General features: G+C 71.6%; 16 protein-coding genes and 1 pseudogene. 11 read left to right on the top strand and 6 right to left on the bottom strand.

Annotated features, from left to right (window positions below):
- The first annotated feature begins 198 nt into the window (after nucleotides 1–198).
- The 3 genes from E4N62_RS42575 (at nucleotide 199) to E4N62_RS42585 (ending at nucleotide 3,585) form a co-directional block, all read left to right on the top strand.
- Nucleotides 199–1,917: a GAF domain-containing protein gene (locus E4N62_RS42575; RefSeq protein WP_230223486.1), complete on the top strand. Its 1,719-nt coding sequence runs from the start codon at nucleotides 199–201 to the stop codon at nucleotides 1,915–1,917.
- Nucleotides 1,918–2,024: 107 nt separating this feature from the next.
- Nucleotides 2,025–2,816 (top strand): CBS domain-containing protein, encoded by a 792-nt coding sequence (locus E4N62_RS42580; protein WP_230223487.1) that lies wholly within the window; start codon nucleotides 2,025–2,027, stop codon nucleotides 2,814–2,816.
- Between the two features lie 10 nt (nucleotides 2,817–2,826).
- Nucleotides 2,827–3,585, top strand: a complete 759-nt coding sequence (locus E4N62_RS42585) for an HAD family phosphatase (RefSeq protein ID WP_230223488.1) — start codon at nucleotides 2,827–2,829, stop codon at nucleotides 3,583–3,585.
- A 65-nt stretch (nucleotides 3,586–3,650) separates the two neighbouring features.
- Here E4N62_RS42585 and E4N62_RS42590 read toward each other — a convergent pair whose 3' ends face one another.
- Nucleotides 3,651–4,241, bottom strand: a complete 591-nt coding sequence (locus tag E4N62_RS42590; RefSeq protein WP_230223489.1) for a hypothetical protein — start codon at nucleotides 4,239–4,241, stop codon at nucleotides 3,651–3,653.
- A gap of 311 nt (nucleotides 4,242–4,552) precedes the next feature.
- Between E4N62_RS42590 and E4N62_RS42595 the strand changes: the two genes are divergently transcribed.
- Complete coding sequence (locus tag E4N62_RS42595; RefSeq protein WP_230223491.1) at nucleotides 4,553–5,620, top strand: zinc-dependent alcohol dehydrogenase family protein; 1,068 nt, start codon at nucleotides 4,553–4,555, stop codon at nucleotides 5,618–5,620.
- A 174-nt stretch (nucleotides 5,621–5,794) separates the two neighbouring features.
- Nucleotides 5,795–6,235 (top strand): pyridoxamine 5'-phosphate oxidase family protein, encoded by a 441-nt coding sequence (locus E4N62_RS42600; RefSeq protein WP_230223493.1) that lies wholly within the window; start codon nucleotides 5,795–5,797, stop codon nucleotides 6,233–6,235.
- Nucleotides 6,236–6,409: 174 nt separating this feature from the next.
- Here E4N62_RS42600 and E4N62_RS42605 read toward each other — a convergent pair.
- Nucleotides 6,410–7,368: pseudogene (locus E4N62_RS42605) on the bottom strand (bifunctional acetaldehyde-CoA/alcohol dehydrogenase); the annotation flags it as partial.
- A gap of 295 nt (nucleotides 7,369–7,663) precedes the next feature.
- Between E4N62_RS42605 and E4N62_RS42610 the strand changes: the two are divergent.
- Nucleotides 7,664–8,356, top strand: coding sequence for a response regulator transcription factor (locus tag E4N62_RS42610; protein WP_230223495.1), 693 nt, complete (start codon nucleotides 7,664–7,666; stop codon nucleotides 8,354–8,356).
- Nucleotides 8,357–8,682: 326 nt separating this feature from the next.
- Here the strand turns inward: E4N62_RS42610 and E4N62_RS42615 are convergent, their stop codons facing one another.
- The 4 genes from E4N62_RS42615 to E4N62_RS42630 all read right to left on the bottom strand — a co-directional run bounded on the left by E4N62_RS42615 (nucleotide 8,683) and on the right by E4N62_RS42630 (nucleotide 12,899).
- Entirely contained in the window at nucleotides 8,683–9,705 is a 1,023-nt protein-coding gene (locus E4N62_RS42615; RefSeq protein WP_230223497.1) for a LacI family DNA-binding transcriptional regulator, read from the bottom strand.
- A gap of 73 nt (nucleotides 9,706–9,778) precedes the next feature.
- Nucleotides 9,779–10,609 (bottom strand): ATP-binding cassette domain-containing protein, encoded by an 831-nt coding sequence (locus tag E4N62_RS42620; protein ID WP_184903144.1) that lies wholly within the window; start codon nucleotides 10,607–10,609, stop codon nucleotides 9,779–9,781.
- A complete protein-coding gene (locus E4N62_RS42625) occupies nucleotides 10,606–11,619 on the bottom strand; it encodes an ABC transporter permease (RefSeq protein ID WP_230223500.1) in 1,014 nt (337 codons plus the stop codon). The genes E4N62_RS42620 and E4N62_RS42625 overlap by 4 nt, the downstream gene beginning before the upstream one ends.
- 251 nt (nucleotides 11,620–11,870) lie before the next feature.
- Complete coding sequence (locus E4N62_RS42630) at nucleotides 11,871–12,899, bottom strand: sugar ABC transporter substrate-binding protein (protein ID WP_184903148.1); 1,029 nt, start codon at nucleotides 12,897–12,899, stop codon at nucleotides 11,871–11,873.
- A gap of 250 nt (nucleotides 12,900–13,149) precedes the next feature.
- Between E4N62_RS42630 and E4N62_RS42635 the strand changes: the two genes are divergently transcribed.
- From E4N62_RS42635 to E4N62_RS42655, 5 genes are all read left to right on the top strand, one after another.
- On the top strand, nucleotides 13,150–14,112 hold the full coding sequence (locus tag E4N62_RS42635) for a carbohydrate kinase (protein WP_230223502.1): 963 nt from the start codon (nucleotides 13,150–13,152) through the stop codon (nucleotides 14,110–14,112).
- Nucleotides 14,113–14,189: 77 nt separating this feature from the next.
- Nucleotides 14,190–14,492 carry a putative quinol monooxygenase gene (locus E4N62_RS42640; RefSeq protein ID WP_230223504.1) on the top strand — a complete coding sequence of 101 codons (303 nt, stop codon included), beginning with the start codon at nucleotides 14,190–14,192 and terminating at the stop codon, nucleotides 14,490–14,492.
- 133 nt (nucleotides 14,493–14,625) lie between these two features.
- A complete protein-coding gene (locus tag E4N62_RS42645) occupies nucleotides 14,626–15,975 on the top strand; it encodes a GAF domain-containing protein (protein ID WP_230223505.1) in 1,350 nt (449 codons plus the stop codon).
- 56 nt (nucleotides 15,976–16,031) lie between these two features.
- Complete coding sequence (locus E4N62_RS42650) at nucleotides 16,032–17,552, top strand: aldehyde dehydrogenase family protein (RefSeq protein WP_230223506.1); 1,521 nt, start codon at nucleotides 16,032–16,034, stop codon at nucleotides 17,550–17,552.
- A gap of 15 nt (nucleotides 17,553–17,567) precedes the next feature.
- On the top strand, nucleotides 17,568–17,936 hold the full coding sequence (locus E4N62_RS42655; protein WP_230223507.1) for a DUF779 domain-containing protein: 369 nt from the start codon (nucleotides 17,568–17,570) through the stop codon (nucleotides 17,934–17,936).
- Nucleotides 17,937–17,956 lie beyond the last annotated feature (20 nt).

The following is a 17,956-nucleotide window of genomic DNA, read 5'->3' on the forward strand; positions in this document are numbered from 1 at the left end:
CGGTCTCCTCCGGTTGGCTGCGGACTCGCCTCAGCTCCAGCGTCGGACGGCCGGCGCTCCGCCCGGCAGGTGCTGTCCGTCCCCCGCGGCGGGCCGATGGGCCCTGGTCCGCTGTTCGACCCCGGCTGCGCGGACTACCGTGGCTCGTGACCGGAAGGGTCGGTGCCCCCTCGCTGGAACCGAGGACGGAGGAGCACGGTGGCAAGCTCCGACGAAGCCCGTGTGAGGCTGCCGCAGCTGAGGCTGGATGAGCTGCTGGAGGAGTTGCAGGCGCGTCTGGATGCGGCGCGGGGGACGCGGGATCGGGTGCACAGTCTGTTGGAGGCGGTGCTGTCGGTCGGGCGTGAGCTGGAGTTGGAGCAGGCGTTGCGGGGCATCGTGGAGGCGGCTGCGGTGCTGGTGGACGCGGAGTATGCGGCGTTGGGTGTGATCGGGCCGGACGGGAAGCGGTTGTCGGCGTTTCATACGGTGGGGGTGAGTGAGGAGCGGATTGCGTTGATCGGTCCGTTTCCGGAGGGGCACGGGATTCTGGGGGAGTTGATCAGTCATCCGGAGCCGTTGCGTCTGGCGAGGTTGTCGGAGCATCCGGCGTCGTACGGTTTTCCGCCGAATCATCCGCCGATGAATTCGTTTCTGGGTGTGCCGATCCGGGTGCGTGAGCAGGTGTTCGGGAATTTGTATCTGACGGAGAAGCGGGGTGGGGCGCGGTTCGACGAGGAGGACGAGTCGGTGCTGTCGACGTTGGCGGTGGCGGCGGGTGTGGCGATCGACAACGCGCGGTTGTACGAGGAGTCGCGGTTGCGGGAGCGGTGGCTGCGCGCCAACGCCGAGATCACCCACAGCCTGATGTCGGGAGCGGAGCAGGCCCTGGTGCTCAGGCTGATCGCCGGGCGGGCCAGCGAGATCACCGGCGCCGCTCTCACGGTCGTCGCGGTGCCGATGGCGGGCACCGACTCGCTCACGGTGGATCTGGCCATCGGAGAGGAGGCGCGGACGCTGAGCGGGCTGGTCCTGCCCGTCGAGGGCACCCTGATCGGCGAGGCCTTCGCCGCCGCGACCGCGGTCACCAGCGAGGACGTCACCCACGATGAGCGGGTGTGGGCCGGACCGCCACGCTTCGACGATCTCGGCCCGGCCGTGGCCGTCCCCGTCGGCACCCGCGACGAAGGCATCCGTGGCGTCGTCCTCCTGGTCCGGGAGGCGGGACAGTCGCCCTTCACCGCGAAGGAGACCGAGCCGCTGCGCGTCTTCGCCGCTCAGGCGGCCATCGCCATGGAACTGGCCGAACGCCGACGGGACGTCGAGGAGGTCGCGGTCCTCAAGGACCGCGACCGGATCGCCCGGGACCTGCACGACCTCGCCATCCAGCGTCTCTTCGCCACCGGCATGACCCTGCAGAGCGCGGGCCGCCTCATCGAGCACCCGGAGGCCTCCGAGCGCGTACTGCGGGCCGTGGACGACCTCGACGAGACCATCAAGATCATCAGATCGACCATCTTCGGGCTGCGCACGCGGGACGGCGCGGCCGACGTCGGCCTGCGGACCCGCGTGGTGCGGGTCGCCGCGGAATCGGCGCCGACCCTGGGATTCGCCCCGAGCATCCGGATGGAGGGGCTCATCGACACCGACGTACCGAAGGAGACCGCCGACCACCTGGTCGCCGTGCTGTCCGAGGCGTTGACCAACATCGCCCGCCACGCCGGCGCGGACCGCGCCGAGATCGTGGTGACGACCGACGGGCGGGAGCTGGTGCTGACGGTCCGGGACCACGGGGTCGGCATACCGCCGGACGGCCGCCGCGGCGGCCTGCGCAACATGGCCGAACGGGCCGAACAGCTCGGCGGCCGGATGGAGTGGCAGTGCCCCGAGGAAGGCGGCACCACGCTGGTGTGGCGGGTGCCGGTGGCGCGGTCGTAGGGGACGTCCGGCGCGGCGACGGGGCCGCTCGGCCCCGTGCCAGGACAGGCCCGGAGCCCGACGCTGAGGGTGTAGCGCTGCGTCACCCGAGCGCCCTGGAGGTCGTCATGGCCGGTACACCCCATCTCGTGAGCGATGTGATGACCCGCACCGTGGGGGCCGTGCGTCATCGGGCGGCATTCAAGGACGTCGTGCGGGCCATGCGGCAGTGGCACGTCAGCGCGGTTCCCGTCGTGGACGACGAAGGGCATGTCGTGGGCGTCCTCTCCGAGGCCGACCTGCTGCACAAGGAAGCACTGCGTGACGGTGACCCGGACCTGCCCAGGGCCGGACACACCCCCAGGGCCGGGCCCCCGTATCCGCCGCTCCGGCGTCTGTCGGACCTCTCCAAGGCGGCCGCGGTGGCGGCGGGGGAACTCATGACCGCGCCGGCGGTCACCGTCCGAGCGGACACGACCTTGGCCCAGGCCGCCCGGCTGATGGCCCGGCACCGGGTCAAGCGGCTTCCCGTGGTCGACGCCAACGGTCGGCTGTGCGGTGTGGTCAGCCGCTCCGATCTGCTGAAGGTGTTCCTGCGCGACGATGCCGACATCGCAGACGAGATCCGGCGCGAAGTTCTGCCGAGGCTCACCCCGGACGCTGACGAACCGGTTCGGGTGGATGTACGCAAAGGCGTCGTGATCCTCAGGGGCCGGGTCCGGCACGCCGTCCTCGTCCCGGTGGCCACTCGTCTCGCACGCGCCGTCGAGGGAGTCGTGGACGTCGACTGCGGGCTCACCGGCCCGGCCACCGCCCCGACCTCGACCAGCGCGTCGGATCGTGAAGCCGGGCAGGGACCGTGCGGCAGTGCGACACATCGTGAAGGCGCCCCGGACAGGGAAGTGAACGCCCGACCGTGAAGGAGGCCGCATGGCCGGCATAACCCGGGAACCGCTCGCTCCGGTGCTGGGGCCAGTCCGGGCGGTCGTGTTCGACACCGACGGAGTGATCACCGACTCGGCACGGGTGCACGCCGCGGCCTGGAAGACCGCCTTCGACGCCTTCCTGCGTGCGCACCCGCCCGGAGCCCCGTGGCAGGGGCGCCCCTTCGACGTCCGCGACGACTATCTGCGCTTCGTGGACGGCAGGTCCCGGCTCGACGGGGCCGCGGCCTTCCTCGCGTCGCGTGGCTTCGAGCCGTCCGAGCGGACGGTGCGTGACGTGGCGGCGGACAAGGAACGGCTGTTCACCCGGCGGCTGAGCGAACAGGGCGTCGACGCCTACCCGGGGACGGTACGGCTGGTCCGTGCCCTTCGGGCTGCACGCGTCCCCGTGGCGGCGGTGTCGGCCTCCCGGCACGCCCGTGAGCTGCTGACCGGGGCGGGGGTGGTGGAGCTCTTCGACGCCCTGGTCGACGGGGGAGAGGCGGCCCGGCTGGGTCTCGCCGGCAAGCCGTGCCCCGACCTGTTCCTGGAGGCGGCTCGCCGACTGGGTGTCCCCCCGGACCGTGCGGCCGTCGTCGAGGACGCCCTGGCGGGAGTCGAGGCGGGACGGCGCGGCGGCTTCCTCCTGGTCGTCGGAGTGGACCGTGCCCAGGGCCCCGGCACCGCAGAGCGCCTGCTGCGGCACGGTGCCGACCTGGTCGTCGGTGACCTCGGTGAACTCCTCGACGGCGGACCTCGGCGGTGAGGAGCCGCCGGGACCCACATCGCACGGGACGCGCCGCGCGGGTTCCGGGCTCGGCTCCCGCCCGGTCAGCCCGTCTTCTGGCTCCACAGCGGGCCGATCCGGGCCCACTCGGTGCCCCACAGCGCGACCCGACGCCGGTCGAGCCACCAGCGTCCGGCGCCGCCGACACCGAACACCAGACCACTCAGGGCGAGCCCGGTGGCGACGCCCAGGACACCCGCCTCCACGGCCGCCTCGGCCGGCGTGGGCGGCTCCGTGCTCAGTCCACCCCGACCGTCGGTCCAGACCTTCACCTCGGTCCCGGCCCGCTGCCCGGTCTCCACCAGGGTCGAACCCTCACGGATGGCGCCTTCGGGGCTGGTCCAGCGCACCTTCGCCGAGGCTCTGTCGTACGTGCCGCCCACACCCGTGGCCGTCCGCGGGACGTCGGAGACGAGCACGGCCGAAACGGGACGACGGTCGGCGCGCTGTGCGGTGAAGACCCCCTCGGCGGAGCGGGCCGTCACGACTCCGGTGATCGTGCCGCCGACCACGACGGCGATCCACACGGCCAGCACGATCCACGCCTCCGTCGCGTCGTCGCGTCGTCGCAGCGGGTTCCGCCGCCACCGCCACAGTGCCCTGCTGGTCTTCCTCGGGTGCCTGCCGCCGTTCATCGGTCCGAGCCTCCTCGTAGCCGTCTCCTCAGGAAGGTGACAGCCGGGGAACGGCCGGAACATGGGCCGAGCAGGCGCCGACCCCGGGCCGATCGGGACCAAGTCCGCCGCGCGGAAGGGACCTTCAGCCCTGGCCCGGTCGGGGCCCGGCGACCGAGGGGGCCGACCGGCCCATGCGAGGTCCGGCCTGGAGGGCCAAGCTGGATCTGCGGGGCAATCCCGGCACCCGCACCTGTGTCCGGGCGCAGCGGTCCATGGGTGAAACGACCGGTCCGCGGACCCGGGGGAGACAGAGAAAGGCAGGGATCGTCATGAAGGGCTTGGTCTTCCACGGCCCCGGACAGTCGTCGTGGCAGGAAGTGCCTGATCCGGGGATCAAGGACCCCACCGACGCGATCGTCCGGGTCGACACCGTCACGATCTGCGGGACGGACCTGCACATCCTCAAGGGCGACGTGCCCGAGGTCCGACCCGGCACGGTCCTGGGGCACGAGGCCGTCGGGGAGATCGTCGAGGTCGGCAACGACGTACGGACCGTGCGGCCCGGCGACCGGGTGCTCGTCTCCTGCATCACCGCCTGCGGCCGGTGCCGCTACTGCCGGGAGGGAGCGTACGGCCAGTGCCTGGGCGGGGGAGGCTGGATCCTCGGCCACCTGATCGACGGGACCCAGGCCGAGTACGTCCGCGTCCCCTACGCCGACCTGTCCGTCCACGCGCTGCCCAGCACCCTGCCCACCGAGGACGCCGTGCTGCTGGCGGACATCTTCCCCACCTCCTACGAGGTGGGCGTGGTCAACGGGCGCGTCCGCCCCGGCGACACCGTCGCCGTCGTCGGCGCCGGCCCCATCGGTCTCGCGGCGATCGCCACCGCTCGGCTGTTCTCGCCCGAGCGGATCGTCGCCGTGGACCTGGCCCCCGCGCGCCTGGAGGCCGCGAGGCGGCTCGGGGCGGACGCCGTGGCCGACCCCAGGGAGGCTCCGGACCAACTGGTCGCCGACCTCACCGACGGGCTCGGCGCGGACGTCGTGATCGAGGCCGTCGGCGTACCGGAGAGCTTCGAGCTCTGCACCCGTATGGTGCGTCCCGGCGGACACGTGGCCAACGTCGGCGTGCACGGCAAACCGGCCACGCTGCACCTCGAAGACCTGTGGATCAAGAACGTCACCATCACCACGGGCCTGGTGGACACCCACTCCACACCCACCCTGCTGCGGATGGCCGCCGCCGGCCGGCTGCCCACCTCGTCCCTGGTCACGCACACCTTCCCGCTGGACGACATGGAGGAGGCGTACGACGTCTTCTCCCGCGCGGCCGACACCGGGGCGCTCAAGGTCGTGCTCGGCGGGCCCCGGCACGACGTCGTCGCGGTTCCGGCCTGATCGGCCTTCGGAACGTGTCCGGCGGAACCGGGCCGGGTGGACCTCCGTAGGAGGGACCGCTCTCCGGCCCGGCAGGGACCGATGGCCCTCAAGCCGGGCACGCACCGGACGGACGATGGAGCGCACACCCGATGTCCGGGTGGATCGTGCGCGAAGCAGGAGACGGATGGGCCGATGTACGCCAACGACGGATTCCGCGAACTGGACAGGCAGGAGTGCCTGCGGTTGCTCGCGAAGGTGCCCCTCGGCCGTATCGTCCACACCCGCCAGGCGCTGCCGGCCGTTCTGCCGGTCAACTTCTGTCTGGACGCGGAGGGTTCGGTGCTGCTGCGTACGTCGGCCGCGTCGGAACTCGCCCGCGCCGTGGACGGAGTCGTCGTCGCCTTCGAGGCCGACGAGGTCGACACGGTCGCCCACTCGGGCTGGAGCGTCGTCGTCACCGGGAGGGCATCGATCGTGACCGATCCGGCCGAGCGCGCGAGACTGGCCCGCACCGGCCCGCGCTCGTGGGTCGCCGCGCCGCGGGACGTCTTCGTCCGGATCCAGGCGGAACTGGTCACCGGCCGCGAACTCGTCGGCGGCCGGACGATGTACGGGGTGGATCTGACGAACTGACCTCCAGCCCCACGGCCCCACCCCAGGCCTGAGCCCCGTGCCGCCTCCGGAACCCCGGTGGGCGGTAGGGGGTCGCACCCGTCGCACCGGTCGAAGTCGTCGCACCCGCCCACGCGACGCGACCCGCGTTCCGCCACGGCGGCGTGGTTCGGCATGTGGGGCGCCGGGCGGCGTGGCACCCTGTGAGGAGGGGGAGTTGATGATGATCCGCACGGTCTTCATCCGCCTGCCGTCGCCTGCCGTACTCCTCGGTGACCGCCCGGTCCTCGGCGTGGATCACGGCACTGTGCCCTTGGCCGTGGAAGGCGACCATGTCGGCGGCCGTCAGTTCGAAGCCTTGCTCCTGGGAACCGGCGCGCAGCACCGTGAGCACCGGGCAGAGCTTCTCCCGGGTCAACGGCTCCACGGGACCGACCCGTTCGGCCTCGACGAGGATGAGGGAGATGCCGGCGGGCACGGTGAAGCCGGCCTGCTCGGCGATCCACTCCGGGCTCTGCCCGACGGCCGCGGAGTTGACCCTCGGCTCGCAGCCGCCGCCCGTGCCCTGCCGCCCGGGAAGAGGAAGGACTCCAGCTTCTCCTTCTCCTCGGCGGTCGCCAAGTGGGCACGCAGGGCGCGGAATTCGGCGAGTGCCGCGGCGTAGATCTCGTCGTCCAGGATGACGGCCTGCTCGGAGGCGCAGATCATCCCGTTGTCGAAGGACTTCGACAGCACCAGGTCGTTGACCGTCCGCCGCAGCTCGGCGCTCCTGTGCACGTACGCCGGGACGTTGCCCGCCCCGACGCCAAGAGCCGGCTTGCCGGCCGAGTAGGCGGCCTTGACCATGGTGTTGCCGCCGGTGGCGAGGATCAGCGAGACGCCCGGCTGCCGCCCGCGCGCTGTGGTCGACGTCGGGTTGGTGACAGGCGTGAACGCGCGCACCACCCCCACCGGTTCGGCGATCTCCACCATGTCCTCGAACACACCGCGGCCGGTCTCCTCCACCGCGAGGCGGGCCAGGGCCGTGTACTGGTCCAGGTCGGCCACGGCGCCTTCTTGACGATGTGGTCGGCCTGTTCCTGGGTGAGGCCGTCGTAGTCGGCGAGTGCCGTGAGGCCGTCCGTGACCAGACGGTCCATGGGGCCGAGCGCCACCGCTGTGGGAGCGGTGGCGTACGGGGTGGAGGGCGGCGCCGCACGGGTCCGCCGCCCTGGGACCGGTGTCGCTCAGCCGCTCCCTCTCGTCCGCCGCGGCCGGGTCCCGGAGGTGCCGATGGTCTCTCGTCGGGACTGAACGGCCCGACAGGGGCCGATGAGCAGGTGATCCGCCCTGAAACAGGGCCGACAGGCCCTGGCCGTCCGGCCCCGGTACGACGAGGATCATCGGGTCGAGGCCCATACTGTTCGTGGTGGACAGGGGGGCGTGAGTGCGGAACCGAGGAGTGAAGCGATGCCGGTCAGCGAGCAGCCGGGTTCGGAGGACCAGATCCGGGTCTTCCTGCTGGACGACCACGAGGTCGTACGCCGTGGAGTGCGCGACCTGCTGAACGACGAGCCGGACATCTCGGTGATCGGCGAGGCCGGAACAGTGGAGCAGGCCCTGGTGCGGGTCCCCGCCCTGCGACCGCAGGTGGCGGTGCTCGACGTCCGCCTGCCCGACGGCGACGGGATCACCGTGTGCCGGGAACTGCGCTCCCGCATGCCGGAACTCATCTGTCTGATGCTGACCTCCTTCGACGACGAGGAGGCCCTCCTGGACTCGATCATGGCGGGGGCCTCCGGGTACGTCCTGAAGCAGATCCGAGGCTCGGACCTGGTGTCGGCGGTGCGCACGGTGGCCGCGGGCCAGTCCCTGCTCGACCCCAGTGCCACCGCGCGGCTGATGGCGCGCCTGCGGCAGGGGCCGAAGGAGGAGCAGGAACCCGAGGCGCTGCCGGGCCTGACCGAGCGGGAGCGGGAGATCCTGGCCCTGATCGGGGAGGGCCTGACCAACCGTCAGATCGGTCAGCGGCTCTTCCTCGCCGAGAAGACGGTCAAGAACCACATCTCCCGTCTGCTCGCCAAGCTCGGTGTGGAGCGGCGCGTGCAGGCCGCCGTCATCGCCACCCAGGCCCAGGACCGGCTGCGGCAGGAAGGGCAGTAGACCGCGGACGCCGGGTGCAGCCGCAGGCCGGACGCCGTGCGTCCGCCCGGTCGGGGCAGGCGCGGGTCAGCACCGCTGCGCGGTGCCACCTCGGGTTCCTGCTTCACGGGCCTCTGCCACCCGGAGGTGGTCCTACAAGGCCTCCACAGGCCTGACTTCCCGCCCGTCCGGCGGTAGGTCCGCCAACTACGCTGTCGGGCAAAGCGACTTCAGCGGCTGGCGCTGCGCCCCTACGGGCCGCCGAGGTGAGGATGCCCTGCACCTCCACCCTGAAGGCTGGAGTACTGGGCACGTGTTCGGTAGCGGAGGAACCTCGGCGCGGAACCCTACGAGGCGGACGCCGGCTGCTCGCCCGAACCACGGACGATCAGCCGGGTGGGGACGGTGAGCGTGCGTGCGCGGGAGCGGTCGCCGTCGAGTCGGGCCAGAGCGGTGGTCGCGGCGGTCCGGCCGAGCTCCTCGGGGTCCTGCGCGACGACGGTCAGGGCGGGTTCCAGCGCCTCGGCGAGGGCCACGTCGTCGAAGGCGACCACCGCCACCTCCTTGCGCTTGCCGCGGGCGAGTTCGGCCACTATGCCCAGCGCCATGATGTTGTTCCCGGCGAACAGGGCGGTGGGCGGGTCGGGCAGTTCGAGGAGCTGGGCGGTCGCGGCCTCGGCACCCCGCTGGTCGTGTGCGTCGGCGACCAGCGCGGGGTCGTAGGGGATGCCCGCCTCCCCCAGCGCGGCGCGGTAGCCGGCGAGCCGCTCGCGGCGGGTGTACAGCTTGGCGGGCAGGTCGCCGACGAAGCCGATGCGTCGGTGCCCGTGGGCGATGAGATGGGTGACGCCGTCCAGGGCACCCGCCCGGTTGGAGCTGACGATGCTGTCCGTGGTGAGTCCGACCCCGGGGCGGTCGAGGAAGACGACGGGCAGCCCCGCCGTACGCTGCGCCCGCAGGTGGGAGTGGTCGGCGCCGACCGACGGCACGACGATCAGGATGCTGACGCGCCGGGCCAGGAACTTGGCCGTCAGGGAGCGTTCACGGTCGGGGTCGTCGGCGGACGACCCCATGAGCAGCGTCAGCCCGCGTTCGCGGACGCTGTCCTCGATGCCCCGGGCGACGGCCCCGAAGAACGGGTTGCCGAGGTCGGGAACGACCAGTCCGACAGTGGTGTCCGGGCCGCCGACGCGCATGTTGCGGGCCATGAGGTTCGGCTGGAAGCCCAACTGGGCCACCGCGGCGAGGACTTGCTCCCGGGTCTGCGCCGAGACGGGTCCGTCCTCGTTGAGGACGCGGGAGACCGTCTTGGCACTGACGCCGACTTCTCGGGCGACGTCGGCCAGGGTGGGGCGGCGGTTCGCTGCCATGGAGGAAAGTCTCCTGTGGGCTCTCGGTCCCGGCCGCGGCCTTCGGCCGGAACTGCGAGAGCGTGTCGTGCTGTCAGGTGGCCTGTACTCCGGCGGCCTTCGCGGCCTCCGAATCCGCTACGACAGTAGCGCCGGCCGCGTCCACGGTGAGCGCGCCGGTCATGATGGCGACGACCTCCGCCATCGAGTAGTCCGACGGCTTGATCACGGCCGCGCGCCTGCCGAGGCGGTGGACGTGGATCCGGTCGGCGATCTCGAAGACATGCGGCATGTTGTGGCTGATCAGGACGACCGGCATGCCCTTGTCACGGACCCGGCGGATGAGGTCGAGGACCTGACCGGACTCCTTGACGCCGAGGGCGGCGGTGGGCTCGTCCATGACGACGACGCTGCGGGCCCAGGCGACGGCACGGGCCACCGCGACGGCCTGCCGCTGTCCCCCGGAGAGAGTCTCGACGGCCTGCGTGAGCGAGCGCAGGCCGATCTTCAGATCGGCCATGTGCTCCGCGGCCTCCTGCCGCATGCGCTTCTTGTCCAGCATGCGGAAGGCGCTGCCGAGCACACCGGGGCGGCGCAGCTCACGGCCGAGGAACATGTTCGAGGCGATGTCCATGGACGCGGCCACGGCGAGGTCCTGGTACACCGTCTCGATGCCGTGGGCGCGTGCGCTCTGCGGACCGGAGAAGGTGATGGGCTCGCCGTTGAGGCGGATCTCGCCCGCGTCCGGGGTCACCGCGCCGGTGAGGGCCTTGATCATGCTGGTCTTGCCGGCGCCGTTGTCACCGATGACGGCCAGCACCTCGCCCGGCATGAGGTCGAAGTCGGCGCCGTCGATGGCGGTGACATGGCCGTACCGCTTGACCAGACCGCGGGCCTGCAGAACGGGGGTCGGGGTGGCGGTCATCGGGCCTTCTTCCGGGAGATCTGGTCGACGGTCACCGCGAGGATCACCAGCACACCGGTGATCAGGGTCTGGTAGATCGAGGCGACACCCATCAGCTGCAGGCCGTTGCGGAACACACCGACGATCAGCACACCGATGAAGGTGCCCAGGACCGAACCGCGTCCGCCGAACAGGCTGGTGCCGCCGAGGACCACGGCGGTGATGCTGTCCAGGTTGTCGGTCTGCCCGGCCTGCGGATCGCCCACGCCGGTACGGGAGATGAGCAGCAGGGCGGCGATGCCGTAGAGCACGCCCGCCACGGTGTAGACGCCGATGGTCAGACGGGAGGTGCGGATACCGTTCAGCCGGGCCGCCTCCGGGCTGTTGCCCAGCGCGTAGACGTGCCGGCCCCAGCCGGTGCTGCTCAGCGCGTAGGCGAGGAGGAGGAACAGGGCGATGGTGACCAGCGAGCCGTAGGTCACGTCGGTGTGGCCGAGCGGGAAGGTCTCCCCGAGCGCCGTCAGCGGACCGGGCAGGTTGGTGACCGTCTGCTCCTCGGAGTAGATGTGGGTCAGGGCGAACGCCACATTGAGCATGCCGAGGGTGACGATGAACGGCGGCAGCGGGATCTTCTGCACCAACACCCCGTTGAGCAGGCCGAATCCGCCGCAGACGACCAGGCCCAGGCCGATGGCGGCCAGCGGCGGGAGTGTGCCCTCGGCCGCCATCCTGGCGATCACGATGCTGCCGAACGCCATCACGGCACCGCACGACAGGTCGATGCCGGCGGTGAGGATGATCAGGGTCTGGCCGATGGCGAGCGTGCCGACGACCATGACCTGCTGAATGATCAGGGAGAAGTTGCCGCCGGTGAGGAACTGGTCGGTCGAGAGGGAGAAGAAGGCACAGGCCAGGAGCAGGGCGGCCAGGGGCCCGGTGGTCGGAGCCGTGAGCAGCCTGCGGGCCGTCGTCGGGGCTTTCAGCTCCGCGTACGGCGAGGAGGTGCTCGGGGGCGTGGACGTGGCTGTCATGCGAAGTCCTTGTCGGAAGACAGATCCTTGTCGCCAGGACAAGGGGGGCGGCCGCCCCCGCCGGAGTCGGGGAGGTGGCGGGCCGGCCGCCCCGCACAGGGAGGTGGCGGTCTCGTACGAGTCTGGGGCCTGTCGTTCGGATCACGTCGGCTTCGGGCCGCGGCGCCTGAAGGCCACCGGTGAGCGGGGCTCGGTGCGTACCGGGCCCCGCGGCTCAGGCGTGATCCGGACGACAACTCCTCGGGGACGGCTCAGCCCCAGCAGTTCTCCAGGCCGTAGGCGGTGTCCTTCGACGCGACGCCGTCCTGTGCCTTGTCGGAGATCAGCGTGACGCCGGTGTCGGTGTAACCGGACGCCTTCTTGCCGTCCTTCGCGTAGGTCACCACGGCTTTGACGCCCTCGGCGGCCATCTTCAGCGGGTACTGCTGCGAGGTCGCGGCGATCTTTCCGTCCTTGACGGCCTGGGTGCCGGTGCAGCCGCCGTCGACGGAGACGATCAGGACGTCCTTCTCCCGGCCCTTGGCCTTCAGGGCGGTGTAGGCGCCGAGGGCGGCCGGCTCGTTGATGGTGTAGACGACGTTGATGTCCGGCTCCTTCTGGAGGCAGTTCTCCATCGCCGTCTGCCCCTTGGCCTGGTCGCCGCCGGTGTCCTGGGCACAGGCGACGTCCTTGTCGGTGGCGCCGAAGCCCTTCAGGAAGCCCTCGTGGCGCTGCACGCCGACGGAGACCCCGGGTGCGAGGTCGAGGGCGGCTATCTTCGCCTCCTTGCCCTTCATCGCGGCCTTGGCGTACTCGCCGATCAGTTCGCCCGCCTTGACGTTGTCGGTGGCGAAGAGGGCGTCGACCGCGCTCTCCGGCTCGGTCGGGGTGTCCAGGGCGATGACCAGGACACCCTTGGCCTTCGCCTTCTCGATCGCGGGGACGATCGCCTTGGAGTCGCTGGGGGTGATCAGGATGCCCTTCACCCCGGCGGCCACCATGTTCTCGATGGCGGTGACCTGACCGGCGTTGTCCCCGTCGAACTTGCCGGCCGCGGTCATCAGCTCGACGCCCTCGGCCTTCGCGGTCTTCTCCGCGCCTTCCTTCATCTTCACGAAGAACGGGTTGGTGTCGGTCTTGGTGATCAGACCGACCTTGACGTCGCCCGAGCCGGAGCCGGAGGAGTCCGAGCCGGAGTCGGCGCCGGAACCGGGCCCGCAGGCGGTGAGGGCGAGTGCCGCGACACCGGTCACGGCGGCGGCTCTGAGGACGGCGGAAGACAGGCGAGCGGTGCGAGACATGAACACTCCTGTGGGATTTCGAGCGGCACGGGGCCGGGAGTTCGGAGCATGCCGCCCCGATGTGTCATCGCTGACTTATGTCATCGTTGACACTGCATGGCGAGGATGATGGACTCCGTCTCGCGGCAACGTCAATGCCTTGCACCCGTCACAAATCGGCAACGTCCACGACCGCGGTCCCCGCGCCCCGTTCCACGGCCGTGTCACCGAGCGCCCGCTGTCCCGGTCCTCCCGGAGAGAAGAGCAGCCCATGAGCCCGCGCCAGATCACCGTCCTGGGGGAGTGCGTAGCGGACGCCTTCGCCGAAACCCCGGCCGCCCCGAACGAACTCGCGCTGCGCGTCCTGCCCGGTGGCGGACCCGCGAACACGGCGGTGGCACTGGCTCGTCTGGGCACCCCGGCTCGTTTCCTCGCCCGCCTCTCCGACGACCTGTTCGGCCGTCTCTTCCGGAGCCATCTGGAAGCGTCCGGCGTGGATCTGTCGTACGCCGTGGCCGCCGCCGAGCCCAGCACGCTGGCCGTGGCGGAGCTGGACGCGCGGGGGCAGGCCGCGTTCTCCTTCCACGCCCAGAACACCGCCGACTGGCAGTGGACGCCGGGAGAACTGGAGCGGGTGGACCTGTCGGAAGCCGTCTGCGTGCACACCGGCTCACTGGCGCTGGTCCGCGCGCCGGGCGCGACCGCGGTGGAGGAGTTCCTCGACCGGGCGGCGCCCCGGGCCACCGTCAGCATCGACCCCAACGTCCGGCCGCTGCTGGTCCACCCCGACGTCTACCGGGAGCGGCTCGCGCGCTGGTGCCGCGTCGCCGACATCCTGCGGCTGAGCGAGGACGACCTCGAACTGCTGCTGCCCGGCACCTCGCCGGAGCAGGCCTGCGACATCTGGCACGCCGCGGGGGTACGCCTGGTCGTGATCACGCTCGGCGCCGACGGTGCCCTCGCCTCCCTCGACGGCGAACGGGTACGGGTGCCCGGGGTGACCACCCGGGTCGTCGACACCGTGGGCGCCGGGGACTCCTTCACCGCCGGGCTGCTGCACCACCTCGCGGAAGGCGACCTCCTCGGTGGCCGGCTGGCCGGTCCCGACGTCGGCGACGTGGCCGAGGCCTGCCGTTTCGCCGCCCGGGTCGCTGCCCTGACCTGCTCGGTCGCCGGCCCCAATCCGCCCTGGCGGGAGCAGGTGGCGCAGCCGGTCACCGCCGCCGACGCGTGACGGCGCGTACGCCGCCCGGCTCCTGAACCAGCGACCCCGCACCCCCCCGGCCCAGCCACGGACAAGGACACGCCACCATGACGAAGACCCTGCTCGCCGAGTTCACCGCCCGTGAGGGAGCGGAGGACGAAGTCACCCGCCTGATCCGGGACTACGCCCTCAAGGTGCGCGCCGAAGAAGGCAACCTCGCCTTCGACGTCTACACCAAGGAGGCCGCGCCGCGTGCCTACTGGATCTTCGAGGTCTACCGGGACGAGGACGCCTTCCAGGCGCACCTGAACGCTCCCTACGGCGCCCCGTTCAACGCCGCCCTCACTCCGCTGATCGAGGAGGACGCCTCGGTGCTGACGTTCCTCGAACCGCTGGACACGCGAGGGTGACCCGCTCACGGCCGTGAGCGTCGCGGGTGGGGCCAACAGGCCCTCAACCGAGGGCCGTTCGGCATCTGCGGAGCGTCGCGGCACCCGGGCGAGGCTGTGGGGGCAGGCAGGAAGCAAGGACGCGGGAGGTGCCATGGACGCGTCGACCTCCCCGTCGATGCCCGCGTCGCTCGCCCCGCACGAGCCGTACGTGGCCGAGCCCTCGCGCGGAGCCCCGCCCGAGACACGACCTCTGGTGTTCGAGTCATGGCAACGCTGTGAGTCGTGCGGCGTGCGGCCCGACGGAAGCCGACTGCCGCCGCTGCGCCGCACGTCCCAGGACCTGGCGGCCTACCGGAGCACGCACCCCCTGGCCGCTGTCATGCCCCTGCTACGGGAGCTGCTCGGTTCCGGGGCGGCGGACGACGGGCACGTGTTCGCGGTCGGGGACGTCGAGGGAACCCTGCTGTGGGTCGAGGGTGACACCAGGACCGTCGCGCGCGCCGAGAGGATGCACTTCGCGGAAGGAGCCGGGTGGTCCGAGGGGCAGGCCGGAACGAACGCCCCCGGCACCGCACTGGCGCTGGGCCACCCCGTCCAGATCGTGAACGGCGAGCACTACAACTCCGCCGCACACGCCTGGTCCTGCGCGGCGGCCCCCGTACGCGACCCCGCCACCGGGCTGCTGCTGGGCGTGGTCGACCTGACCGGTGGCCGCACCATCGCCACGCCCCCCGCGCTCGCGGCGGTGCGTGCCGCCGCGCTGGCCGCCGAGGCGGAACTCGCGCGCGGACTCCCCGCACCGCCCGTCCTGCTCGGGCCCGACGGACGACCGCTGAGCCCGCCCGAAGCCGTCGCCACGCGGTACGGCACCGACGTAGGGCTGACGGCGCTGGGCCGGGACAGCGTCCTGCTGGCGCACGCCGGCCGCGTGCACCGGCTCAGCCCACGGCACAGCGAGATCGTCGTGGCGCTCGCCCTGGAAGGCCGGGGCGTGCCCGGCGGCCGACTCGCCGTGGACCTCTCCGAACGGGAGGTGCCCCCGTCGACACTGCGAGCCGAACTCACCCGGCTGCGGGCGGCGCTCGGTCCCGGCCTCCTCGGCTCCCGGCCCTACGCGCTGCTGCGGCCCGTGCGCAGCGACTTCGGGGACGTCGCCGCGCTGCTCGCCGAGGGGCGGGCGGAGCAGGCGCTGGACCGGTACCGCGGACCGCTGCTGCCACGCTCCGAGGCGCCGGTCGTCGTGGAACACCGGCGCGCCCTGGAACAGCAGGTGCGCGGTGCCGTGCTCGGCGCCGGCGACCCCCGGCTGCTGCGCCGCTGGGTCGACACGGCCTGGGGGGCCGACGACGCCGTCGCGTGGCGGACGCTCGCCCACCTGCTTCCCGGCGGTTCGGCACAGCGCGCCGCCGCCGCGGCGCGCGCCCGCGCACTGGACCCCGAGATCCTCGTGCCACCCCAGGCCCGGCGGTATGCAGCGCAGTTGCAGCGTTCCCCTTCCTAGCGTGGTGACATCACCCCGATCGTCGTGACGGGACACCGAAGGGAAAGGGGACGGCCATGAAGTACGAGCCTCCGGGCAGGCCGGGCAGCGTCGTCGACGTCGCCCCCCGGTACGAGAACTTCATCGGCGGCAAGTGGGAGGCACCCACCACGGGTCAGTACTCGACCAACCTGTGCCCCGCCACCGCCAAGCCGATCTGCGAGATCCCCAAGTCCGGGCCCGCGGACATCGAACTCGCCCTCGACGCCGCGCACTCGGCGAAGGAAGCGTGGGGCGAGGCCTCCACGGCCCAGCGGGCCGCGGTGCTGAACAAGGTGGCCGACGCCATCGACGCCCACCGTGAGGAACTCGCCGTCGCCGAGAGCTGGGAGAACGGCAAGCCGGTCCGTGAGACCCTCGCCGCCGACATCCCCCTCGCGGCCGACCACTTCCGCTACTTCGCCGCGGCGATCCGCGCGGAGGAGAGCGGGATCACCGAGATCGACAAGGACACCATCGCCTACCACTTCCACGAGCCGCTCGGCGTGGTCGGACAGATCATCCCGTTCAACTTCCCGCTGCTGATGGCCGCGTGGAAGCTCGCCCCCGCGCTCGCCGCGGGCAACGCCACCGTCATCAAGCCCGCGTCGCCCACCCCGTGGTCGATCCTGAAGCTGATGGAGGTCATCGGCGACATCGTGCCGCCCGGCGTCCTCAACGTCGTCAACGGACCGGGCGCCGAGATCGGCAAGGCGCTCGCCACCAACAAGCGCATCGCCAAGGTGGCCTTCACCGGAGAGACCACCACCGGCCGGCTGATCATGCAGTACGCGGCCCAGAACATCATCCCGGTCACCCTGGAGCTGGGCGGCAAGTCGCCGAACATCTTCTTCGACGACGTGCTGGCCCGCGACGACGACTTCCTGGACAAGGCGGTCGAGGGACTGGTGCTGTACGCGTTCAACAAGGGCGAGGTCTGCACCGCTCCCTCGCGCGCACTCGTCCAGGAGGACATCTACGAGGAGTTCATGGGCCGCTGCCTGGAGCGCATCCGCGCCATCAAGCAGGGCCACCCGCTCGACACCGACACCATGATCGGCCCGCAGGTGTCCAGGCAGCAGGTCGAGAAGATCGCCTCCTACGTCGACATCGGCGTCAAGGAGGGCGCCGAACTGCTCGTCGGAGGCCACCGGCCCACCCTCGACGGAGAACTCGCCGACGGCTACTTCTACGAGCCGACCGTCCTCAAGGGCCACAACCGCATGCGGGTCTTCCAGGAGGAGATCTTCGGACCCGTCCTCTCCGTCACCACGTTCAAGGACGAGGCGGAGGCACTGCGCATCGCCAACGACACCCTGTACGGCCTCGGGGCCGGCGTGTGGAGCCGCGACACCGGGCGCACCTACCGCATGGGCCGCGCCATCAAGGCGGGCCGCGTCTGGACCAACTGCTACCACCAGTACCCGGCCGGTGCCGCGTTCGGTGGCTACAAGGTGTCCGGCATCGGCCGCGAGACCCACAAGATGATGCTGGACCACTACAGCCAGACCAAGAACCTGCTGGTCAGCTACAGCGACAAGCCCCTGGGACTGTTCTGAGGGGAGTGGTCGGACATGCCCGCGCACGTCGAGTACGGCACCGCCGGGCGCGTCACGGCCACCCGGGCGGCGCGCCGGGCCATCGAGGCCCTGCATGCCGCCCACGGGGGGCCGGTGATGTTCGTCCAGTCCGGCGGCTGCTGCGACGGGAGCGACCCGATGTGCTTCCCCGCCGGTGAGTTCGCCGTCGGTGAGGGCGACATGCTGGTCGGTGTGATCGTCGGTTGCACCTTCCACATGGACGCCGACCAGTACGAAGCCCTCGGCCGCCCCCTCTTCGTCCTGGACGTCGAGCCCGGCACACCGGGCGGGTTCTCCCTCCCGGCCGGGGAGGGGCTGAGGTTCGTGACCCGCGTCAAGGAACCCCGCCGCAAGGCCGGCTGACCGGCCGACAGCCACCACAC

The organism is Streptomyces sp. MNU76, assembly GCF_020982545.1.
Taxonomy (GTDB): Bacteria; Actinomycetota; Actinomycetes; order Streptomycetales; family Streptomycetaceae; genus Streptomyces.